The organism is Crocinitomix catalasitica ATCC 23190, from assembly GCF_000621625.1.
GTDB lineage: Bacteria > Bacteroidota > Bacteroidia > Flavobacteriales_D > Crocinitomicaceae > Crocinitomix > Crocinitomix catalasitica.
Genome location: NZ_JHXV01000012.1, coordinates 21,736 through 43,784 on the forward strand (window position 1 = coordinate 21,736; position 22,049 = coordinate 43,784).

Consider the following 22,049-nt stretch of genomic DNA (forward strand, 5'->3'; position numbering starts at 1 on the left):
TCATTTTTTTAGTGAGTATTCAAATATAAAGTTTTAAAATTATTTCAACTTCAACAATTTTTTAAATGGACTTCTCGCTAGAAAAAACAGTTTTAAAAGAAATAACGGATAAGAATTTTCTATTTTTATTTCAAACAAATTCCAACTTTGATTCAATCTATGTGTACTTCATATAAAACCTTGACAATTGAAAAATAAGGAGAAAGACATAAAAGATTTAATCAATGATTGTTTAAAGCCTGATAAATCAGCGCAGTTCGAACTGTATAATCGATATTCGAGAGCTATGTACTCAACTACCGTACGCATGTTGGGTGATACTCCTGAAGCCGAAGATGCATTGCAAGAAGCCTTTATCAACGCATTTAAAAATCTTAAGAAATTTGATCATCGTGTAACATTTGGTGCCTGGTTAAAACGAATTACAATTAATAATTGCCTGAATAAATTAAGGCAACGAAAATTAAACTGGCTCGAATTGGATTTTGAAATTCCTGAAGAGCCTACAGATAATGATTATATCATAGAGCCGAATATTTTGAATGAAGCCATTGATAAATTACCCTCTGGATGTAAAACCGTTTTTACCTTAAAAGCATTCGAAGGTTATTCGCATCAAGAAATTGCAGATGAATTAAAAATCAGTCTTTCTACCTCTAAATCTCAATTTATTAGGGCGAAAAATTTACTCCATTTTTCACTTAAAAAATTAGTCCAATTATGAAAGATCCAATCTTAAAGTATATCGAAGAGAATAGAGAAAGTCTCGATTCTAAAATTCCAGCAAATGCCAATTGGGATAAAATACAAGCTGAAATCGCTGAAAAACCTAAAAAGAAACCTGCGATTTGGTACGCTAGTGGTATCGCTGCAGTCCTAATTGTAGGTTTATTGATCGTAAATCCTTTTAAAACCGATTCAGGAAATTATGCGGACAATGAAACGAAGGATATTGTTACTGATGCGAAGACAATCAGAACAGAAGATATCGATTATCGCAATGAAAATCAGTTTGAACTTTCTTCGGGTGACAAAAGTCAAATTAAAGGGTTTCGCAATATAGTTACACATAGTAATAGGGAAGTCCAAAATAAAGTATTGAATAATGAATATACTTATGCTTGGACAAAGAACGGTGTCACAGGATTGAGTGATGGATCAAGTGCTGACGCATACAATGTAACAGTTAAAAATGAAAATGGATGCTCAATTGATGAGAATACAAATCTCTATTCTTATGGCAATATTGACGTCTTAACCGTAGATGATGGAAGTCCTAAACTCACCTTGAAAGCAAACGGAACAAAGCCGTTACCATTCTCAGGTGGCTCATACCCCGTAAACGAACCAGAGACTCTATTTAATCAAGGCACTTATTATACCGAAGCGCAAACTATTGTTCATTATGATGTTGACCGATATTATGAACCATATGAAGAGTTTACAGAAAACGCATTCGAAACAACTCTTGATAAACCTTTATCTACCTATGGAATTGATGTGGATGGCGCAGGTTATAGTAATGTTCGTCGTTTTATACAAGGTGGCTATTTGCCTCCAAAAAATGCGGTAAAACTCGAAGAAATGATAAATTATTTTGATTATTATCTGCCCGAACCTAAGGACGACCATCCATTTTCAATCACTACAGAGGTTGGGAAATGCCCGTGGGCAAAGAACCATTTGCTCATGCAAGTCGCATTAAAAGGTGAAGAGATTAAAATGGATAAAAATCAATCGAATAATTTGGTCTTTTTGATCGATGTTTCAGGTTCGATGGAAAGTGAAGACAAATTGCCTTTATTGAAAAAAAGTTTGAATCTATTAGTTGAACAAATGGGTTCGGATGATAGAATAGCTTTAGTGGTTTATTCAGGATCGTCAGGATTAGTGCTCCCCTCTACTTCGGGCAGAAACAAAGCCAAGATTTATGATGCAATTGAAAATTTAAGTGCAGGCGGATCAACAGCTGGAGGAGCAGGTATAGAATTAGCATATAAAATCGCTAATGAAGCGAAAATTAATGACGGAAATAACCGCGTAATAATGGCTACAGATGGAGATTTCAACGTTGGAATTTCAAGTGATACTGGTTTAGTAAAGTTGATTGAAGAAAAGCGCAAATCAAATGTTTATTTGTCTGTTTTAGGATTCGGAACAGGAAATCTCCAAAGTAATAAAATGGAGAAATTAGCGAATAATGGAAATGGAAATTATTATTATATCGACAATTTATTAGAAGCTAAAAAAGTATTGGTCGATGAAATTGGTGGAACTTTGATAACAATTGCGAAGGATGTAAAATTACAAATCGAATTTAATCCAGAACATGTAAAAGGATATCGTTTATTAGGGTATGAAAACAGAATGTTAAGCACTCGAGATTTTGATGACGATACGAAAGATGCGGGTGAATTAGGTTCAGGTCATACAATAGTCGCTCTGTACGAAATTATTACCAATAATGAAAAGGAAATTTCTACAACTGACAATTTAAGGTATCAAAAGACAATCATCAATCAATCAAATGAGAATAATGAAGAACTAGCGTTAATTAAATTCAGGTATAAAAAAACAAATACTACTAAAAGTCAATTAATCGAGCAAACTATAGACTATAAAATAAATAATCGATTGACTAAAAATTTCCTTTTTGCCTCAGCCGTAGCCGAGTTTGGAATGCTATTGCGGAATTCTGAATATAAAGGAAAAGCAAATTTCGAATCAGTTATTAAACGCGCAAGTCTTAATAAGGGGAAAGATGAAATGGGTTATCGAGCGGAATTCATTCGCTTAGTTACTCAAACATCAATTCTAATGAAAGAATATAAGGATTTAGTAAACAATTAATGAGCAAAATGTATTAATAATGCCGGCTAACTATTAAAAAAAATAGCTAGTCGGTTTTCATTTTTATATAAATTAAATTCACACAGATAAAAAACATCATTACAGTTAATATTTATGTTAGCAAAATCCATTAACACTCCCTAAACTTGGCTAACTGCTATATTTTCCGTACATTATGAATTATGATATCAGAACAAAAGGAAGCAAACAAGGCGATTTTATTAAAATCAGTTAATTATTTAGAGAATGACGGTTATGAGGATATCAAAGCCGATGTGGAAGGGCTAGAAACTCCAAAATCGTACACAAAACAGTCGGACAAATCGACAATTACTCCAGATATTGTTGCTTTTAAAAATGGTCGCAAACATTATTTTGAGATCAGTCAAAAATCTGATAAACCCAATCAATTGAAAACAAAATGGCGATTTCTAGATGTCTATACAAGGGCAAAAAATCATAATTTTAAAATCATCACGACCCGAGGAAATTATAAGTTTACACAAGAAATGTTAAGCGATCTTAATTTACAAAAGAACGCCATTCGTTTATAAAACCTAATCTAGTTTCCTTTTTTACCTAATTCAACAGCACGATCGAAGGCTGCATAAGCTGCTTCTTGTATTAATTCTTTAATATTATTATCGTCCATTGAGTCCAAAGCCGCTCGTGTTGTTCCGCCTTTTGAAGCCACTTTATCCATTAACCCTTGAGCTGTAAGACTCGATTGATTAAACAATTCTACAGCACCTTCAAAAGTATTACTGACCAATACTTTTGAATCGTTTTCAGAGAATCCCATTTTTAGTGCAGCATCCATCATTGATTGCATAAAATAAAAGACATAAGCAGGTCCCGATCCTGATATTCCTGTTGAAGCATCTATAAAGTTCTCATTTTCTACGCGAATGGATTCACCGGTTGTGTCTAATAAATTTCGAACCATAATCAACTCTACCCGTGAAACCTCTTTTGCCTCCGTATAAGAAGTGATACCCTTACCTACTTTCGCTGGTAAATTAGGCATTGTTCGAATGACTTTTTTAATTCCCAATCCGTCTTGAATAGATGCGATCGTAACACCCGCCATCAATGATACAATCAATTGTTCTTGATTGATTAACGGTTTTAATTCCTCAAATAGTTCTTCGCTATGATAGGGCTTAACGGCTAAAAATATGATATCCGCAATTAGTGCACAATCTTGAAGAGACGAATATGTATCGAAATCTGGATTCTCTGACAATTCCTCTAAGACTTCTTTGGCAACATCATAAACATGATATTCCGTTTATTCTTAAAAGGCGAATTAGCCATACCAAGCGCATAAGTTAATCCCATATTCCCCGCCCCAATCATTAAAATTTTCATATTTTCGATTTGATTTTAACTCCATCTTTAATTGGAAGAGTTATTCTTTATTCTATACCCTTAGTATACAGAATTACTTTGTGAATAACTAGCAATTTTAGTTCTAATTTGAAATATTCTAAATTTCAAATTAAATCAATCCGGAATATTATTTCATAATCAAAAATATTGAGGCGAGAATGAGATTAACATTTGCTATAAAGTGGAAAATAGAAATTAAGGTTTCTCTATTATGATTTCTTCTTATAAGCTACAAATACTTCTTCAGTATTAGAAATTTCTTTTGCCATTTTCCGAAATTCTGCATAGTCTTCACTCGCAATTGTATGCGCAACAGGAGCAACTTTTCGTGTTATTTTCAACTCGTTGTTATTCACTTTCTCTACAATAATTTCAAAATGGATGAATTTATTTTTTATCATCACGTTTGCAGGAATTTCAGCAAATTCAAATTCTTCATCGATTGTTAAATAGATATCGGTTGAGTAATTATTCACCTCTTCATACTCCCAATAATTTAAAGGATATACTCTGTCATCAGAAGGGAATTTGTCAATCGTGAAGATCTTCTCAAAGAATGGAACAGCAAACGTTTTTAAAGCTCCAATTGATTTAATTTCATCTTCTAAAGTTAAATCTATTTCAAGACTAAAATCATTCTTATTTCCTTCTAGATGGCTGATTTCAAAATTATTCACTTTAAAATCACTACTAAAATAATCAGAACAATAATCATCAATTTTTTCTTTGGTCTCTACTTTAGTTAAATCGCTTAAAAACCATCTATAATTTGATATGTTAGATCCCGTCAAATCCACTTTTGTATTTAAAGTCATACCATCATCAGTGATATTCACTTTAACATCTCGCTTTATATTATTTTCTGTTAATCGCGTTAAAGGAATATGAATTAAATCATTTTTATCCAACTTAGCGTTGGTTGCTGGAATAACAAGCGCTTGTGAATTATAAAGATACGTTGGCATTGATCCAAACGGAAGTTTACTATCCGTCAATTCTTGAAACAATGGTTCTCCATCAATGTCTACTTTCACAATACAATGGTTAAATTGAGTTGAGGGAAATTGCATCGTGTTTTCACCATTTGCTCGTGTATTTACCAATACTAATTCTGATTTCAAATCTGCCTTTTTCGCCAGTGTATAAAACAATGTCGATAAATCTTTACAATCTCCTAATTTAGTACTTATCGTTACCATTGGTTTTTGTGGTACTAAATTACTTTGACGGAAAGAAACTGAACTGTAGTTTATATTTTCACATAAATAATCGTAAATTTTCTCTGCCTTTTCTTGATCCGTATAGTCTTCATCAGCCTTAAATATTTCGTTATAAACTTCATCAATATTATAACCTTCCTTTGCCATTGGCATGGCTAAATCCGAATACCAATCTGAAATTCTATCCCAAGAATCGTAAGTGGTGATGTAAATTGTTTGACCAATCTCAGAGATTTGAGGCATAAAATCCTCATCTTTAATTTTTTCAATAAAATCATGTGTATATTCTGTACAAACATAATTTTCAAACTCAAAAACCTTCTTTTCAGCTAATAAATTTTGTTCTTTAATCTCTATATTATAACTTTTAGGTACGTATATTCTATAAAGAGAATTGTGTGTTGGTGCAAATCTCGAGAAATTATAAGTTTCAGAAATTTCTTTTGCAAGCTTCCCTCCTGTGTATACGTCTTTTCTAAATTCAAGATAGATGATATCACCAACCTCTAATGAAGGAAAAACGATGTCATTGTAGTTTCTCTCACCTTCAAGTTTTTGTCCATTCTTTTTATTTAATTCCGCTTTAGAAATTAATAATTCCTCCGAATTATAATTGTATGGTATAGATAATTCTTTCCAAGCATCAATACCTGATTTATTTAAGATCCTAATACCAATACTAGTAAATTCAACTCCTGCTCCTTCTTCAAATTTAACGGTACTGTTTTCATAAAATATAAAATCGTACTGATCGTCACTATCTATTTCTTCTTCAAAGCTTTTCTTAATAATGTCATAAGCATCTTTATTTTCCATTATTTTGGTCCAAGATTCTTTTTCCTCTAAGGATCTTAATTTCTCTCTTGCTTCAAAAGTATTTGGTTCTAATTGAATCGTTCTTTTAAAATCTGCTTTAGCTAAATCATAATTATTCAAGGCTAAATTAATATACGCTCTATCAGAATAATAACCTGCTGTATATGGCGATATACTAATCATTTTATTAATAATTGCTAATGCATCAGTATAATTTAATTGATTGTAATCGATCCTTAAAAGTTCTTTTAAGACACTAATATGATCAGGAAATCTTTTCATATTCCCTTCAAGTAACTTTACCACCTTATCATTTTCACCAATCTCCTGATACTCTTTAGCCAATAAAAGCATCAGAGAATAGTTGTACTCACTTTTTAAATATTTTTTTAGAATAGGTAATGATTTTTTTACAGATTGTGTTTGATTCTTTTCAAGTAAATACTTCAATTCTGCAAATTTTGCGACGTTAGGATATAAGCTATAAGCTTGATCAATTAAATCAAATAATTCTTGATACTCACTTTTAGCCGACCTCATATCAATCTGATAATCTAAATATTCGATACTTTTCTCACCTAGTTCAGATTTCAGATCTAAAAGTAGTGTATTGGCTAAATCATAATTCTGATTCTCTTTTGCAATATTATAATCATAGATTTTTAAGAAGAGTAAATTTGGATTAATTTGCCGCATGTCTTCAAGTTGAAAAAGCAGTGCCGTTCGATCATTTAATTTCGAATAATTATTAATTAGTTCTAAGTTCAATAATACATTTGAGGGGTCTATTTTCTTCCCTAATTCTAATACTTTTATTGCTTCATTATTTTTTTTAGCTCGACTGTAGCATTTGGATAGTAATAGATAATCGATAATATTTGTTGAGTCAAGTTTTATTTTTTCCTCAAAATAAGTCTCTCCGAAATGCGGCACAAAATTCGAAAATTTTGTGTCAGATACAGAATTATACTTTGCATATTCCGTCGTCGACTTTATATTATTAATTGGTTTATAGGTGTCTTTGTTCAACAGTCGAACCATAAAATTAGGATAGCTAGACATGTTAGTGAAACTGATTTGAACAAGCACTCTATTTTTACCTGCCGGAAGCGTGAGCAACGAATTATAATAATCTAATTCAGTTCTTTGTTCTTCTTCAATATCAAGTACTAATAAATCATTCACCCATATCTTAATTGCGCCTTCCGCTCCTGCGCTCAATAGAACCTCTTGTTCCGTTGGGTTATCAAGAAATGTTTGGGCATATACAACACCTTGCGAACCAGGTAACATTGTTCTAAAAATGTTCCATGGATCAAAATCAGTATAACCTGGCGTAAACCAAGCAATTTCAGCATTCTTTTTGGAGTAAAAAACAGCTTCCGGTTCTGGATGTGCCAATGGACCATATGATTTATTATGTCCGCTACCTGAAGTATTATCAAATAAACCAGTGAACTGCCAATCGGTTATTGCAGACATTGAATTATAATGACTTAATCTCTCAGCATCTTCGTAAGCAAAAGTGGAATGATAGGCCAATACATAATGAAAGGACGTTTTCATACTTTCATTTACTTTTGGACTTTTCAATAAGTCTTCTATAAATTTCTTTCTTTCGGGATTATCAAGATCAAAATCATTGGTTAAACCTGACGATCTATAAAGCGAAAACAGGTACGGAGAAGGGGTGTCAGTATTCGCAACTAAATTTTTCATGAGCTGCAGATTACCATCTACTTTCATTCCTAATTCACTTATCATAATACCTAAGGCTCCAGCATCAACAGCAGTTTCTGGCTGTTCCGACAATATTTTTAATTCGTCAATTGCTGCAGTATAATTATTTTGACTTATTAAAGTCCAAACATGATCAAACTGAGAGAATAAGGTAAGATTACTTGACAAAATTGTCAAGACAATTAATAATTTTTTCATAGCTAAGTTAAAAGTTGTAACTCGCTAAAATAATTACTTTTTCTAAAAAAAACCGTTTCAATTGAAAAAGTATCATAATTCATTTCTTTATGAATACTCTTTTTTTAATAATTCGGTCTGATATAAGACTTTACCCTGATTCCTTTAACCGATATAATTCGAGCGTTATTTATTGGCGTAAAATTTCATCAATTACCATTTTATAAAAATCAATCGATGGTAGGATTGACATTTCTTTATGCTCAAAGCCTAAATAAAATTTAGTATAAATTCTATACATATCTTCGCGATAAGATCCTTGAATTTCAGGTTCGAATTGAGTTTCGTTTGCCAAAGTTTGATAATTACTATCAACTAAACATTTTAATATTCTTGAATCTAATAAAGGATCAGAGGACTTAACTTTAAAGGGAGATTTATCTCTAGAAAACAATCGTTTAATTTGATTTTTAGTCGCAACCGAAAATTCAGGTAAGGCCTTTCTTGATTTAATGACACATTCAATTTCTGCAAGGTTTGTAATACCGAAATCATAAATCAATGTGATCAGAATTGATTTGTAAACCAATGTAATTTCATGGGCATTCGACGCTATATTCGAACCGCCCAATGATTTAATTTTTTGCGCATGAAATACATATTCCCCTCCTATTTGGTTCGCAACTTCTTTAAATTTCACTTTAATCATTTATTATAAATTACTGGCATTTTTCCTACCCACTCTTTCCAAGTATCATTTTCAATTAAAAGTTTCGCTATAAAATTGCCAACATTAATTCGGCTGGTTTTACCCGGATTGAGTAATGCACTTGTAGTTGGCGAAAAATGAATAGTATAAGCTGAAACTGCTTCTGTATTTATCAACGAATCTGGTCTAATAACTACCCATTGTATATTTGGATGATTTTGTCCAATATTCGAACGTAAATATTCGGCAGCATTCTCATTATCTACATGTGGAGGTAAGCATAACCTCATCAATCCGATTACCATTTTTTCTACCAATGGAATTGTTTCCATCAAATCTTTATTCCTGTTGCCTGCTGTATTCATCAAAACAATTTTTACAGGTCCATTTTTAATTTTAATCGCGTCACAGACTAGTTTTATGGCATTAGCTACCAATTTTCTAGGTTGACCATAAATACCTTTTAGATTTATATTATGTCCTAAACATGAAACAACCGCATGGCAATCTTCGATATATGTGGCCATTTCATTGATGCTTATTTCATCAATATTGGTCTTTATAATGGTTACATTCTCATTTTCCAACCATTCATTTGGCAGATTTGAAGTCGAACGAATTATAACCTTCACTTTACCCCCAAGTGCTAACAATTGCTTAACGGCATGGTTCCCTGTTGCTCCACTAGCGCCTAAAACCAGCGTTTTCATTTTTCAGAATTATTACGTTTATACCACACCTGATTTTAAAAAAATCTCTTGCAAATCATCATCTAAAGGGAATGGTTTTAATGGTGGAACATTTGCACCTCCAGGGTTACCAATTGGTATCGTACCAACAAACGATTTTACACCACCAAAAAATAAACGAGGAATTTGACCAAGAATCTCCTTTCTACTTTTTATTTTAAAACCAAATTGCAGCATTTTCCAATGAACGAACGAATGTGGAATGGGATATTTTTGACCAATGATGTGGGCTCGCTCTAAATGGTTCCAAGCTTTGTTTAAATCATGCAGGTGATAAGCCGAATAATAAGCTGCTAATTCTTGCTGGTAAAACGGCTTTAATTTTTTAGGGATTGAAGTATAAAATTTCATAAATTATACGAATAGTTCGGTTCTCTAATTTAATTATTTCTTCCGAACAAAAGCAAAAAAAAAGGGAGGCTTTTAAAACCTCCCTTCAATTTTTAAATGCTATCAACAAATGCTTGAAAAACTTCTTTATGTTTCTCAAGATCCATATTTGCGGACAGTGCCACACGGGCTATATAATCTTTATCTCCTTCTTTCGTCGTTCCTTGTGTTGATGTTGCTGGAATGGTCCAATAACAACCTTTTAATTGTCCATAACTCACACAGTACTTACTTTCAGTAGGAATTTCAGTAATCATTAAATTGATCAATTTCAAATTTAATTCGCGTTTATACGCTTCTTTTTCTTCAGCAGTATTACCTTTTGTAGGAAGATCTAATGAAAAAACAGAAGGCGTAAATCCTTCAGCTGCTAATTCTTCCGAAACGAAGTTGATTTTTGCTGTTGGCAACGTTTTTTCGATGAAATTAACGAATGCTCTTGTGTTCAAATAAGCATCATGAATACGTTGATTCATAGAAGGCAATTGTTTTGCCAAGATATCATATTGAAGTGTTGTAGCTTCATTGTCACAAAGACTTAAATGCAATTCTATTTTTGGCATTAATTCCGCAGCCTTTTGATTCGCTACACAATAACCTGCAGTACATTTACCGCCACTTGGGAATTTAGAGCCACTGACATAAGATATCGTTCGAACAGGTGATAAAATTTCATCCTCCCCTAAAAAGTGAAAGTTCGGGCAGAAAGTTTGATCCAAAATAAAAACAGGATCAATAGCTTTGGTGCCAGCAGCAGTTTTTCGTTCTACACTTAATACCTCTTTTAATTTCACCAAATCAGGCACCTCAACTCTTGGATTTGTTGGTATTTCAGCAATGATATAAGGAACAGCATCTTCAGCTGCTATTTTAGTCAATACAACATCAATACTTTGAACCATATCTTGACCACCATCTACAGGTAAATCAACTACCTCAACATTATCGATACAAGCAGCAACACGTCTCGCCTGATCATTCGTTCCACCATAACAGTTAGGTGGAACAATAATTTTTATTGCTTTACCTTTATGTTTGTCTAAAGCATCGTGAATAAGTCCCATTACAATAGCATATTGCATAGACAATCCACTTGAAGCGACTAATCCTTTTGTAGGTGCTTCAGTAACCTTTTTAATTGAATCGATCACTGAAGATTTATTTGCTGCAACTGTTGTAATGGTTGGATCAATAGTGTTATTCCCTACTAATCTATTCAATGCGGCTAAGGAATTAGCTGGTGTAATTGCAATCGTTTCTCTTCTTCTTACATGTTGAATTTCAGAAATATATTCATTATTCGATTCCCCATTTACAACCAATATACTTCCCAATGCTGCATCAATATTAATGACAAAATCAACATTTGAAAGGAGTTCAATATGGCAAAGATTTGTAGCGGATGAGATCAAAACTGTACTTCCTTCAAATCTTGAAATAGCAGTTCCTTTTTCAACCTTTTTCAAGTCGAAATTATAACCATAAACAGATCGAATTACATCAGCATCAAAAAATTCTGGTAGCTGATCTGTATATAGAATTTGCGTGGATTTATTTTCTAATAAATTCTTTCTTAAAATTGCTAAAATAGGAACAGTTCTCGATGAAAAGCTAATTACATTTTCAGCTTTTAAATCTTGTAAATGAGCAATTGCCCATTCTAAAATACTAGACAATGGGTGACCTAAACGAATATAATCATAAGCGGTTGGTAACTCATTCAATTTAGCAGCATCAGCCGTATTATTTTGAAATAAGTTTTCTAACTGCTCTAAAAATTCAGTTTTAGCCAATGATTCATCATAAATATCTAGTCGATGGGTCGTTAGATTCAACCAATCAGCTGGCATATTTTTAAGGATATCTTTTATATAGTTATGCATTTTATTGTCTTCCATAATTATCATTCTTTATCAAGGTGCCAAGATACATTAAATCGATAGATTTTAAAAATATAGCAGACCTTTCCTTATTATGATAAAGGAACTGAGAAGGTACCAAAAGTTGCTCGCTTAACATTCGAATAAAGCATCCTTCCATTCGTTGCCTTTTTAAATAGGCAGATCATCACAAATACTCAAGAATAAGAATCCATGAGTATTACTTTCCAAGTCAAAAAGCTCAGTTAGAAAGAATAAAAAAGTTGATTGAATTAGCAGATTTAAATCTACTGAATTGCGCATGTAAATTCATAGCCATAAGCTTGACCTTCTTCCGCCGCACATAACGTAGCAGCAGCATCATCATTTTTCGCTTGTAAATCGATATGTTTTTGTCCAGAACCAGTTGGATCACTACATTTACAAACATAATCTTTCATACATGAACTCATAGCAAACAAACTAAACACTCCAATTAACATAGTCTTTTTCATATTCTTATATTTTAGACATCTAAAGATGTGGGATTATTTATTTAAGTGATGCTAATATAGCAATAATATCATATTGATCAGATAGTTAGAAAAATAACATAACCTTAACTTAATGTATCTGTCAATTTTCGGATCATGCCTTTAAAAATAAACCCATGGAAAGGCAGCACTGAATACCAATACAACCTTCCAAGTAGACCCAATGGTCTGAAAGTAGCAGTTTGAATTAATTTATTGTCTACAATTCTAAATTCAAGCCAAGCTTCACCTGGCAGTTTCATCTCTGCAAACAATAGCAAGCGGCCTTCATTTTTATCGGCATACATCACACGCCAAAAATCTAATGCATCACCAGCATTTAGTGAATGTTCGGTTGTTCTACCCCTTCTTAGACCTACTCCTCCAACAAATTTATCCATTAAACCTCGAATGCGCCATAGCCAATTCCCGTAGTACCAACCCGTTTCTCCGCCAATACTCCAAATTCGCTCAACACATTCATTCCTATCTATTATTATTTCTTCCCTAACATCTATAAAACAACCATGTGTTGGGACATGAATGAATTCTGAGATATTCAAATTGAAATCACTACTTATAAAGGCATCTTTCCAACTCGATACCACCTCATCTTTTTCTATTTTAACAAAAGCTCTTTCCAAAGCTTTTTGATAACTAATCGTTTCAATGCCTAATATTTTATCAATATCATGATTTCTACACACCACTTCTATCTTCATACTATGCACAAGTGCAACGGCCAATTTGTAAGATGTAGAGGTAACAAAATACAGCCAATAAGAAGATAACTTGGGCGTCATTACAGGCACTATAAAAATATAGCGTTTTAAGTTTCTAGCACGACCTAATGCCAAAAGCATCTCTTTATAGGTAAGCACATCGGGACCGCCAATATCAAAATCCCTATTGTAAGTGTTTTCGTTAAAAATCGTTTTAGAAAGAAACTGTAATACATCTGAAATTCCAATAGGTTGACATTTGGTATTGAGCCATTTTGGTGTAATCATGACTGGTAATTTCTCAACTAAATCTCTCATTATTTCGAACGAAGCACTACCCGACCCTATTATAATTCCTGCCCTTAGCGTCGTTAAATTATAGTTGCCCTTACCCAATTCTATTTCAACATTTTTACGCGAGGTTAAATGTTCGGACAATGCCGATTCATTCACAATACCACTTAAATAAATGACATGTTTGACCTTGGTTTCGCTTAAAGCCCTTCTAAAATTCTTTGCAGATGACAATTCTAACGATTGGTAATCAGAAGATGTCGCCATTGAATGCACCAAATAATAAGCGCCATCAATATCTTTAGGAATGTTTACTAAGGAAGCCTCATCTAACAAATCAACTTGGATAATTGTAATTCTTGATTTTAAAGATTCGGGTGGAGTAAATCTTTTCACATCTCTCACACAACAAATCACCTCATGACCAGCTTCTACTAATATCGGAAGCAATCGTTTCCCTATATATCCTGATGCTCCTGTAAGTAATACTCTCATATTTATAAAAGATGTTTAGCCGTTGAGTTAAAGCTAACTATTTTCTTTGTTTAAAGATAATCTTGAAGGTCTTATCTCTACAAGTAATTAACTAACGGCCTCTATAATCTTTCCTTCCTCAGCAACTTTAATGTTTTTACTGCCATAAAACTTATCAAAAATCACACTAGCGGTCAAATCTCCTGTTACGTTTACAGCTGTTCTAAACATACCCAGAATTCTATCTATACCTATAATGATAATCAACCCATCCATAGGAATACCAGCACTTTGTAAAACAGAAGCTAAAATAATCACCCCTCCTCCTGGAATAGCAGGTGTACCAATCGATGCCGCTACCACGGTAGCCGTAATTAAAACCAAGTTAACTAACGTCAATTCGACACCATAAGCTTGCGCCATAAAAACAGTCGTAACACATTGAAAGAGTGCGGTGCCGTCCATATTAATTGTTGCCCCTACTGGAATAACAAAGTCGCTTATATTGGAAGAAACGCCTAATTTCTGATCAGCCGTTCGCATTGACACTGGCATAACTGCTGCAGAACTTGCTGTTGAGAAAGCCAATAGTTGTGGTTCCTTAATCAGACTCAAAAATTTAAAAGGATTCTGGCGTGTAAATGCAAATACCAATACTAAATAGAAAGTCATTAAAATGAACAAGCCAATAATCACGACTAACATATAATATCCTAGCCCTAAAAATATTTCAATGCCAATGCGCGACAATAAAGCAGCGATTAATCCAAAAACAGCGTAGGGAACAAGTCGCATGGCCCAAGAAACAACAATCATACAGATCTTTTGTATTGACTCTACCAAGCGAATGATTGGGCGTGAAGTTTCCTGTTGAAGTTGCGTAATTGCCACCCCTATAATAATTGTAAAGACAACTACACCCAACATTTCCCCTGTTAAAATTGACTCCAAAGGATTATTGGGAATTAAATTAGAAATTGTTTCCGGTATATTTTTAATAATACTGGTTTGTTCGGCCGTTTCAATCGTTTGATCACCACTACTCGGAAAACCACCTAATTTATATACATATTGACCTGGTTTCATAATTAAAGTGACCAGCAATCCAATAGAAATAGCAACAATGGTTGTAAAAACAAAATACAATAAAAGCCTTAATCCAAATGTCTTTAGATTCTCGGAGGTATTGCTTACAATTCCTGATATAATGGATGCAAATATCAGAGGAATCATGATCATTTGAACGAGGCGCATAAAGATCTTTCCCGGTAAGTCGAGCCAACTAGCAAGAGATAAACTGAAACGTTCTGAAACAAATCCCGAAGAAGGATTAATTATTAACCCTAGAATGGCTCCTAAAATCAACCCTATTATAACCTTTAGCCATAAGCGACCATTTACCAAACGATCTAAATGTACAGACAAAGTATTCAGTGATTTTATTTCTAACATATACTGGTTTTGCAAAAATTATTTTTACTTAACTAGTTTAATAATCAAGCTTTACAAAGATACCAATTGTGCTAAATTATTACCAAAATAGCAGATAGGATACAGTAATCAAGAAAAAGTCTAAATTAGATAGCAATAGATTTAGCAATCATGGCAGCTGATGCTTGAAATGCCGCGAGCTCTTCTTCATTTAATACAATCGAATTATCAATCTCAAACCCTCCTTTTTGAACGATGACTGGCAATCCAATATAAATATCTTTGTCGAGATTAAGTAAATTTTTATAATACTCATTTGTTAACACGGATAACGTTAAGAGTTGTTTATTTTCTTCTAATAAATAATTGAATAAATCAGCTGCACAAGCGGCAACGCCATAAAACGTCGCAGGTTGCGTTTCTCGAATTGTATTCGCAGCATTTACGGTTTGCTGTAGTACCAATTCAAGGTCTTTTGTTGTGAAATTGCCAACTTCCAAAATAGGTTGCCCTCTCAATAATGTATTCGAAAAGACAGGAACTTGTGTCGCGCCATGTTCTCCTAATACGATTGCCCTAAAGTCGCTTGGTTTATCGTTTGAAATTAAAGAAAGGTAATGTGCCAAGCGCCTACTATCCAACATTGTTCCCGTTCCAATCACCCGATTAGCTGGCAAATCGCTATAATGTTGAATAGCCAGAGACACAATATCAACAGGATTTGTGATGACAATAATGTACGGCTTTTTAACGAATGTAATTGATTGAAAAATTTCTTTGCTTAGTGCCACATTATCCTTCATTATTGAGAGGCGTGAACTACCATGTGCATTCACTGATCCCGCTGTATAAAAAATAAAGTCAGCCGTTTTAAAAAGTTCATCATCATTGATAATTAACTCTTTATTCGCATATTCAGAAACACTATGTGCAAGATCGAGAAAAGCACCTTTACAGCCCTCTTTGGGATCCATTACATTTAATCGAATGTCATGTTTATTGCGCAATAAAAGCAAGGCGAGTGTGGATCCCACATTCCCAAATCCTATGACGGTAATATCTATCATTACTTATAAAGTTAAGATATTATCATCTTTATTCATGTCAATTCGTTTTTTAATCTCATACCTTAATCCAGTAAACCCATCTTTATGAAGTCGACTAGACAATACTTCTGTGTCGCCGTTTCTAAAAGCGATCATTAAATCCTCCTTCATATTAATATCAAATGAAAAAAGTGTCTTTTTTTGATTTAGACGTTCTATAGTCCTAGTAATTCTCTCAATTTCTACTAAATCATATGCGCGTCTACTTCTCAAGAATGGAATGAATGATTTTTGTGAAATAATTAATTTATGGTCATTGATTTCTAATTCATCAATTTGCCCAGCAATTAACAGTAATATCGATACTGAATAAAGAACAAGTAATTGAGTCATCGTAAAAATATCCTCAAGAACATTACCCATAGTTATTAGGAAAATAAACATCGCGATAAAAGCAGCGCGCCTTATCCAACTCTCAGTTTTTTTGAAATTATTTGTTTTATACGGTTCCATTGATTAATTCTGCTATAATTTACTCACAAACCGTATAAATTATTGACGCTTCAGCAATCGAATAGCGCTTAGTTTGTTTTGATACATTATCAAGTAATTCGTATTTATTCACTACTAAATAATTTGTGTATTCCTCACTTTCTGAAAATTCTATCCCCTCACCATTGATGTAAATAAATGAATTCAACTTTTCATCAAATTCGTACAGTTCAGAATTAACCTGATTCTTATCAAAACTTCTATACATTGCATTATAATACAATTCAGGAAGTACTACCTGTCGCTTTGTGTATTCATTGATAAAAAGAGCATCCTCACTATTCACTTCGGGTAAAGGGTATCGTTTTGTTACTTTATTCAAACCAAAAATCAATTGATCTCCTTGGATATTCACCCTTTCAGTTCTTAAAACTTCCATATCAGTATACTCTAACACAACAAAATCATTGAATTTATTTACATTTTTAAAAGAATAAATATCAATCGGCTCATTTTCGTCATATTCGTAACGCTTTTGATAGGCCAAGGCAATTTCATCGTATTTACCGGCTATTGATCCAAGGTAGGGAAAATCAAAACAATTCGCTTCTTCATTAAAAATTGGAATCAAATTCGGTTGTGAATCCTTTACAAGACCATAATGAATTAATGTTCGATAACTAAAATCATCACCTAAAAAGGATGTTATTGTTGAATCTCCAATGGCAGGATTAAAGCGGCCATAAACATGAAAAGGATATTCCATTTTTTTAGGAATAAAATGCAAATATTTTTCCTTTAAAATTTTCCATGAGCCAACTTGTAATTCACCAAAAGCAACAATCATATATTTATAATCAGGTAATACGTATAATCGTGCTCCACCTTCAGGTGAATGATTCCCGAATGATAAAGAATATTGTCCAATAATCTCTTCCTCCACCGATTTGCACTTCGGTTCAGCATTGTAAATCGAATCTGGAATACCTATGCTATAACTATTCCTTAATGAATATAATTTTGATGCAAATGCAGGACAATTATCGCTTAAAGCAGCTTGTAATTGTTTCTTAAATTCATCAACACTTCCTTTCTTTTCAATTTGTGCAGCTTCTTTCTTTGTCAAGGCCGTACAATCTTCGAATTTAATCTCAAAATCTGCTTTATTATCGATATAATCGATTTGCGTAAAGCAGTCACAACCTTCAATTGTCTTCACCTTCAATAGTTCGGCTGTTGATTGTGCGTATATAACCGATTGAAATAGAAGTAGACCAAGTATTGTTAAAAATGTAATTCTCATTTTGGGTTTAAGCTTGTTTTTATTGACTACAATTAACAACGCAAGATGTTCAATTCAACAAGTTGTTTTTCTGTGTTTATTGCTAAAGCACTCAAAGATAAACTTTCCAGATTATTATGTTTGTTATATCCAGGTATTAATAGCATGCAAAGATCAAATCCGCAAAACAATCATTCATGTCTCAACGCTTGAATTGGATTTAATTTCGCTGCTTTTCTAGCGGGAAAAAATCCAAAGATAACGCCGACTAAAAAGGAGAATCCAAAAGCCATTATTACCGATGTCATCGTAACTTCAGCTGTCATATCCATCACATTACCGCCTACCGATGCCAAAGTATACCCCAATAAGATTCCGATTATCCCACCTATCAAACTGATGACAATCGACTCAATTAAAAATTGCAATAAAATCACGTTTGAGGGTGCTCCGACAGCTAATCTTAAACCCATTTCACGTGTACGTTCCGTCACTGACACCAACATTATATTCATAATTCCAATTCCACCTACTAACAACGAAATACCCGCGATTGCTGCCAAAAGCAAGGTCAGCATTCCCAGTACTGTGCCCATCACATCCAACATTTCTTTCTGTGTTGCAATTCTAAATTGAGGTTCTCCCCCACTCGTCTTCTTAAGAACTTTGGTCATCACTTCATCAATTTCTACCACAGCTTTATCAACATCGTTTTCATCGAAGGTTGCAGCATGAATCATATGCATATAAGATAAACCCAATAAACGTTTTTGAACTGTTCGGAATGGCGCAATGATAATATTATCACCATCCATCCCCATCGTTTCTCCCTTTTCATCTAAAACACCAATAATTCTGAAAGGAATTTTATCTATTCTTATAATTTTGCCAACAGCTTCTTTTTCATTTTCAAATAAATCTTCTGCCACTGTTTTGCCTATCACACATACTTTTTGTAATGATTTTCCAGTCCTATCATCAAATAATTGCCCTAATTTAATATCGTAATTATTCATATAGAAATAATCGCGATATCCTCCAGTAACAGTAGGACGACAATTTTTTGAACTGAAAACTGCTTGACTTTTAGTCTGAACAATTGGAGAAATATAAGCAACTGTTGGGCAGTAATTTAGAATTGACTGAATATCTGACTCTTTCAAAATCTCTGCATTCGCGACATCAGAACTTACCCCTCTTTGTTGGTCGGCACCGGGTCGAACCATAATCAAGTTTGTGCCGAGTTTTCCGAGCTCACCTTTTATACTTTCACTTGCACCATTCCCCAGAGCAAGCATACCAATGACTGACGCGACCCCAATTATAATTCCCAACATGGTTAAAAGAGAACGAGAACGATTCCTGTTAATAGAACGTAAAGCGGACGATATAAGATCAGTTAATTTCATTTTCCTTCAGCAGCCAAAAATAATTCGTGTGCATTTTTTGGATTTAATATTTTTATATCCTCTATTATTTTACCATCGTGTAAGATGATTTTGCGTTTACTCATTTCAACGATATCCGGTTCGTGTGTTACCATAACAATTAGAATTCCTTTATCATTTAAATTTTGAAAAAGTTCCATCACTTGATAGCTGGTTTTCGAATCTAAATTACCGGTTGGTTCATCTGCGAAAATCACTTCAGGTTCGTTTACCAAAGCTCTAGCAATTGCAACCCTTTGTTGCTGTCCTCCTGACAATTCATTTGTTTTATGATAGATCCGTTCAGCTAAACCTACGCTAATCAAAGCAGCTTCCGCTTTTTTACGTCGATCGGTTTTACTAATTTCAGAATTGTATAATAAAGGCAATTCAACGTTTTCAAGCGCTGTTGTTTTAGGTAGAAGATTATACGACTGAAAAACAAAACCAAACGTTCTATTTCGAATTAAAGAGATCGCTGATTTTGAAATGCCATTGACCTCTTTTCCATCCAATAAATATTTGCCTGAAGTAGGTTGATCTAAACATCCTAAAATATTTAATAAAGTCGACTTCCCACTACCACTTGCCCCCATCAACGAAACAAATTCTCCTGCATTAATTTTTAAGGATACATCATTTAAAGCACGTACTTCATTTTCTCCTGGATTAAAGACCTTAGAAACATTTTGAATATCGATAATACATTTAGCCATTTATCTACTCCTCTTCTTCGTTTCTACCACTAAAAAAACTACCCGTTTTCTTTTCTCCAATCGTGATATTAATATTCGTCACCACTGTATCTCCAGGATTTATTTCTCCAGAAATGGCGGATTGAATCCCATTCGTAAAATTAACTTTCACTTCCCTTTCAATAATCGATTGGTTGTTAATGACCCAAATAGTGCTTTTTTCTGGTTGATTTAATCCGACCACTTTATATTTTTTCCGTGCCAAATCTTTCATTTCAACTTCGTTCGGATAGAACGATAAGGCAGAATTGGGCACCGCTATCGAATTCGGCTTCTCTTCCGTTCGAATAATTAATATTGCTGTCATCCCAGGCATTAATTTCAATTCTGGATTCTGAATAAAAACAATAACATTATACGTTACAACATTTTGGACAACAGTTGGCTCTAATTGAATTTGCTCTACTACTCCTTCAAAAACATCAGTAGGAAAAGCATCTACAGTGAAAATCACTTTTTGACCTGCTTTTACCATACCTATATCTGCCTCATCAACACTTGCCTCAATTTTCATATGCTTTAAATCATTCGCAATACTAAATAAAACAGGTGTTGTAAAGGAAGCAGCAATAGTTTGTCCGACATCTATGTTTTTAGAAATGACAATACCGTCTATCGGAGAGACAATATTTGTATAACCTAAATTAACAGCATTTTTATCTCGTTGAAGCTTTGCAATCGCATACGTTGCCTCCGCATTATCGAAGTCATATTGTGCTTTTTCTAACTCAATTTCGGCGATATACCCGTCTTTAAAAAGTCCAGTGCTTCTATCCAAATCTCTTTTCGCTTGCTTTAGCGTTACTTCAGCTTTAATCAGATTGGATTTGCTTTCCAATAGTGATGAATTGAGAATTCGCTTATCCATTCGCGCCAAGGTTTGACCTTCTTTCACTAGATCATTAAAATCAACCATGACTTCAGAAATAATACCTGAAACTTGCGTTCCCACCTCGACCAATTCTATTGGATTGATTGTACCCGTTGCCGAAACCTCAGCAAATAAAGTCTCTTCGAGTACAACTTCTTTTTGGATCGTTATAAACACAGGTTCCTTTTGGATGAATTGTTTATAAATGAATAATCCCAAAAGGATGATTACAATACTCCAAATTATTATATTCTTAATTCGTTTATAACGACTATTCATTTTTACAATTTAATCAAATTTAAGGTCAATATCCTTTATTGTAATGCTTATTCAATCTTTTAATGATGAATCCAACCTAACAACAAAGATAATTCGAACATTTACGGAATTAGATGATTTACGTCATTTAATTTGGTGATGTATTTCATAATATCTCCTTCAAATAGCGTTTAAAATTCCTTCTTTAATTAATTTCGAATTCGTTTAATATACGTCATTTGTTTATAGCATTTAAATTCTAACATTTAGCAAATCATATGTTTAAAATTTCAGACAGAAAATCATCAAAAGTTTACAAAAAAAATAACGGCTCAAAATTCTTTAATTTCTCCATTATCAAAAATTAAACATTATAATTGATTGATTATAAAAATATTAAAACTAAAAAAAATCTATCTAAAATCTTAACTGTTCAAATAATCTACCTCTTAGATAGAATATATCATTTAAAAAGAATCCATTTTCGATTATTTTTAATTAAAACACTACAGAAAGGGCAAAAAAATATTCTTAAAAATATGATTAATCTTCCCTTAAGATT

General features: G+C 33.2%; 17 protein-coding genes and 1 pseudogene. 3 read left to right on the forward strand and 15 right to left on the reverse strand.

The genetic code is table 11. The features are described 5' to 3' along the window. Positions 1-187 precede the first annotated feature (187 nt). The 3 genes from T367_RS21950 to T367_RS0109375 all read left to right on the forward strand — a co-directional run bounded on the left by T367_RS21950 (position 188) and on the right by T367_RS0109375 (position 3,404). Positions 188-724 carry an RNA polymerase sigma factor gene (locus tag T367_RS21950; protein WP_035843151.1) on the forward strand — a complete coding sequence of 179 codons (537 nt, stop codon included), beginning with the start codon at positions 188-190 and terminating at the stop codon, positions 722-724. Continuing rightward, complete coding sequence (locus T367_RS21955) at positions 721-2,850, forward strand: vWA domain-containing protein (protein WP_051568470.1); 2,130 nt, start codon at positions 721-723, stop codon at positions 2,848-2,850. The genes T367_RS21950 and T367_RS21955 overlap by 4 nt, the downstream gene beginning before the upstream one ends. Positions 2,851-3,032: 182 nt before the next feature. Next, on the forward strand, positions 3,033-3,404 hold the full coding sequence (locus T367_RS0109375) for a hypothetical protein (RefSeq protein WP_027419611.1): 372 nt from the start codon (positions 3,033-3,035) through the stop codon (positions 3,402-3,404). A gap of 8 nt (positions 3,405-3,412) precedes the next feature. Here T367_RS0109375 and proC read toward each other — a convergent pair. From proC to T367_RS21965, 15 genes and pseudogenes are all read right to left on the reverse strand, one after another. Beyond that, positions 3,413-4,221, reverse strand: a pseudogene (gene proC / locus T367_RS21960) (pyrroline-5-carboxylate reductase). 230 nt (positions 4,222-4,451) lie between these two features. Then, positions 4,452-8,216: a DUF3857 domain-containing protein gene (locus tag T367_RS0109385; RefSeq protein ID WP_027419612.1), complete on the reverse strand. Its 3,765-nt coding sequence runs from the start codon at positions 8,214-8,216 to the stop codon at positions 4,452-4,454. 169 nt (positions 8,217-8,385) lie between these two features. Further along, a complete protein-coding gene (locus tag T367_RS0109390) occupies positions 8,386-8,895 on the reverse strand; it encodes a hypothetical protein (RefSeq protein WP_157454183.1) in 510 nt (169 codons plus the stop codon). A gap of 5 nt (positions 8,896-8,900) precedes the next feature. Further along, positions 8,901-9,614 (reverse strand): NAD(P)-dependent oxidoreductase, encoded by a 714-nt coding sequence (locus T367_RS0109395; protein WP_027419614.1) that lies wholly within the window; start codon positions 9,612-9,614, stop codon positions 8,901-8,903. Between the two features lie 18 nt (positions 9,615-9,632). Beyond that, positions 9,633-10,004 (reverse strand): DUF3703 domain-containing protein, encoded by a 372-nt coding sequence (locus T367_RS0109400; RefSeq protein ID WP_027419615.1) that lies wholly within the window; start codon positions 10,002-10,004, stop codon positions 9,633-9,635. A 92-nt stretch (positions 10,005-10,096) separates the two neighbouring features. Next, a complete protein-coding gene (locus T367_RS0109405) occupies positions 10,097-11,941 on the reverse strand; it encodes a PLP-dependent aminotransferase family protein (RefSeq protein ID WP_027419616.1) in 1,845 nt (614 codons plus the stop codon). A gap of 269 nt (positions 11,942-12,210) precedes the next feature. Then, positions 12,211-12,417, reverse strand: coding sequence for a hypothetical protein (locus T367_RS0109415; RefSeq protein ID WP_157454184.1), 207 nt, complete (start codon positions 12,415-12,417; stop codon positions 12,211-12,213). 104 nt (positions 12,418-12,521) lie between these two features. Continuing rightward, positions 12,522-13,946: an SDR family oxidoreductase gene (locus tag T367_RS0109420; RefSeq protein ID WP_027419618.1), complete on the reverse strand. Its 1,425-nt coding sequence runs from the start codon at positions 13,944-13,946 to the stop codon at positions 12,522-12,524. Between the two features lie 87 nt (positions 13,947-14,033). Continuing rightward, entirely contained in the window at positions 14,034-15,377 is a 1,344-nt protein-coding gene (locus tag T367_RS0109425; protein ID WP_027419619.1) for a dicarboxylate/amino acid:cation symporter, read from the reverse strand. A gap of 125 nt (positions 15,378-15,502) precedes the next feature. Further along, on the reverse strand, positions 15,503-16,423 hold the full coding sequence (locus T367_RS0109430) for a malate dehydrogenase (RefSeq protein WP_027419620.1): 921 nt from the start codon (positions 16,421-16,423) through the stop codon (positions 15,503-15,505). A gap of 3 nt (positions 16,424-16,426) precedes the next feature. After that, entirely contained in the window at positions 16,427-16,825 is a 399-nt protein-coding gene (locus T367_RS0109435; protein ID WP_157454185.1) for a hypothetical protein, read from the reverse strand. A gap of 109 nt (positions 16,826-16,934) precedes the next feature. Next, positions 16,935-18,197 (reverse strand): hypothetical protein, encoded by a 1,263-nt coding sequence (locus T367_RS0109440; RefSeq protein WP_027419622.1) that lies wholly within the window; start codon positions 18,195-18,197, stop codon positions 16,935-16,937. 170 nt (positions 18,198-18,367) lie between these two features. Next, a complete protein-coding gene (locus T367_RS0109445) occupies positions 18,368-19,513 on the reverse strand; it encodes an ABC transporter permease (RefSeq protein ID WP_051568471.1) in 1,146 nt (381 codons plus the stop codon). Between the two features lie 68 nt (positions 19,514-19,581). Further along, positions 19,582-20,319 (reverse strand): ABC transporter ATP-binding protein, encoded by a 738-nt coding sequence (locus tag T367_RS0109450; protein ID WP_027419624.1) that lies wholly within the window; start codon positions 20,317-20,319, stop codon positions 19,582-19,584. A gap of 4 nt (positions 20,320-20,323) precedes the next feature. Continuing rightward, positions 20,324-21,508 carry an efflux RND transporter periplasmic adaptor subunit gene (locus T367_RS21965; RefSeq protein ID WP_051568472.1) on the reverse strand — a complete coding sequence of 395 codons (1,185 nt, stop codon included), beginning with the start codon at positions 21,506-21,508 and terminating at the stop codon, positions 20,324-20,326. Positions 21,509-22,049 lie beyond the last annotated feature (541 nt).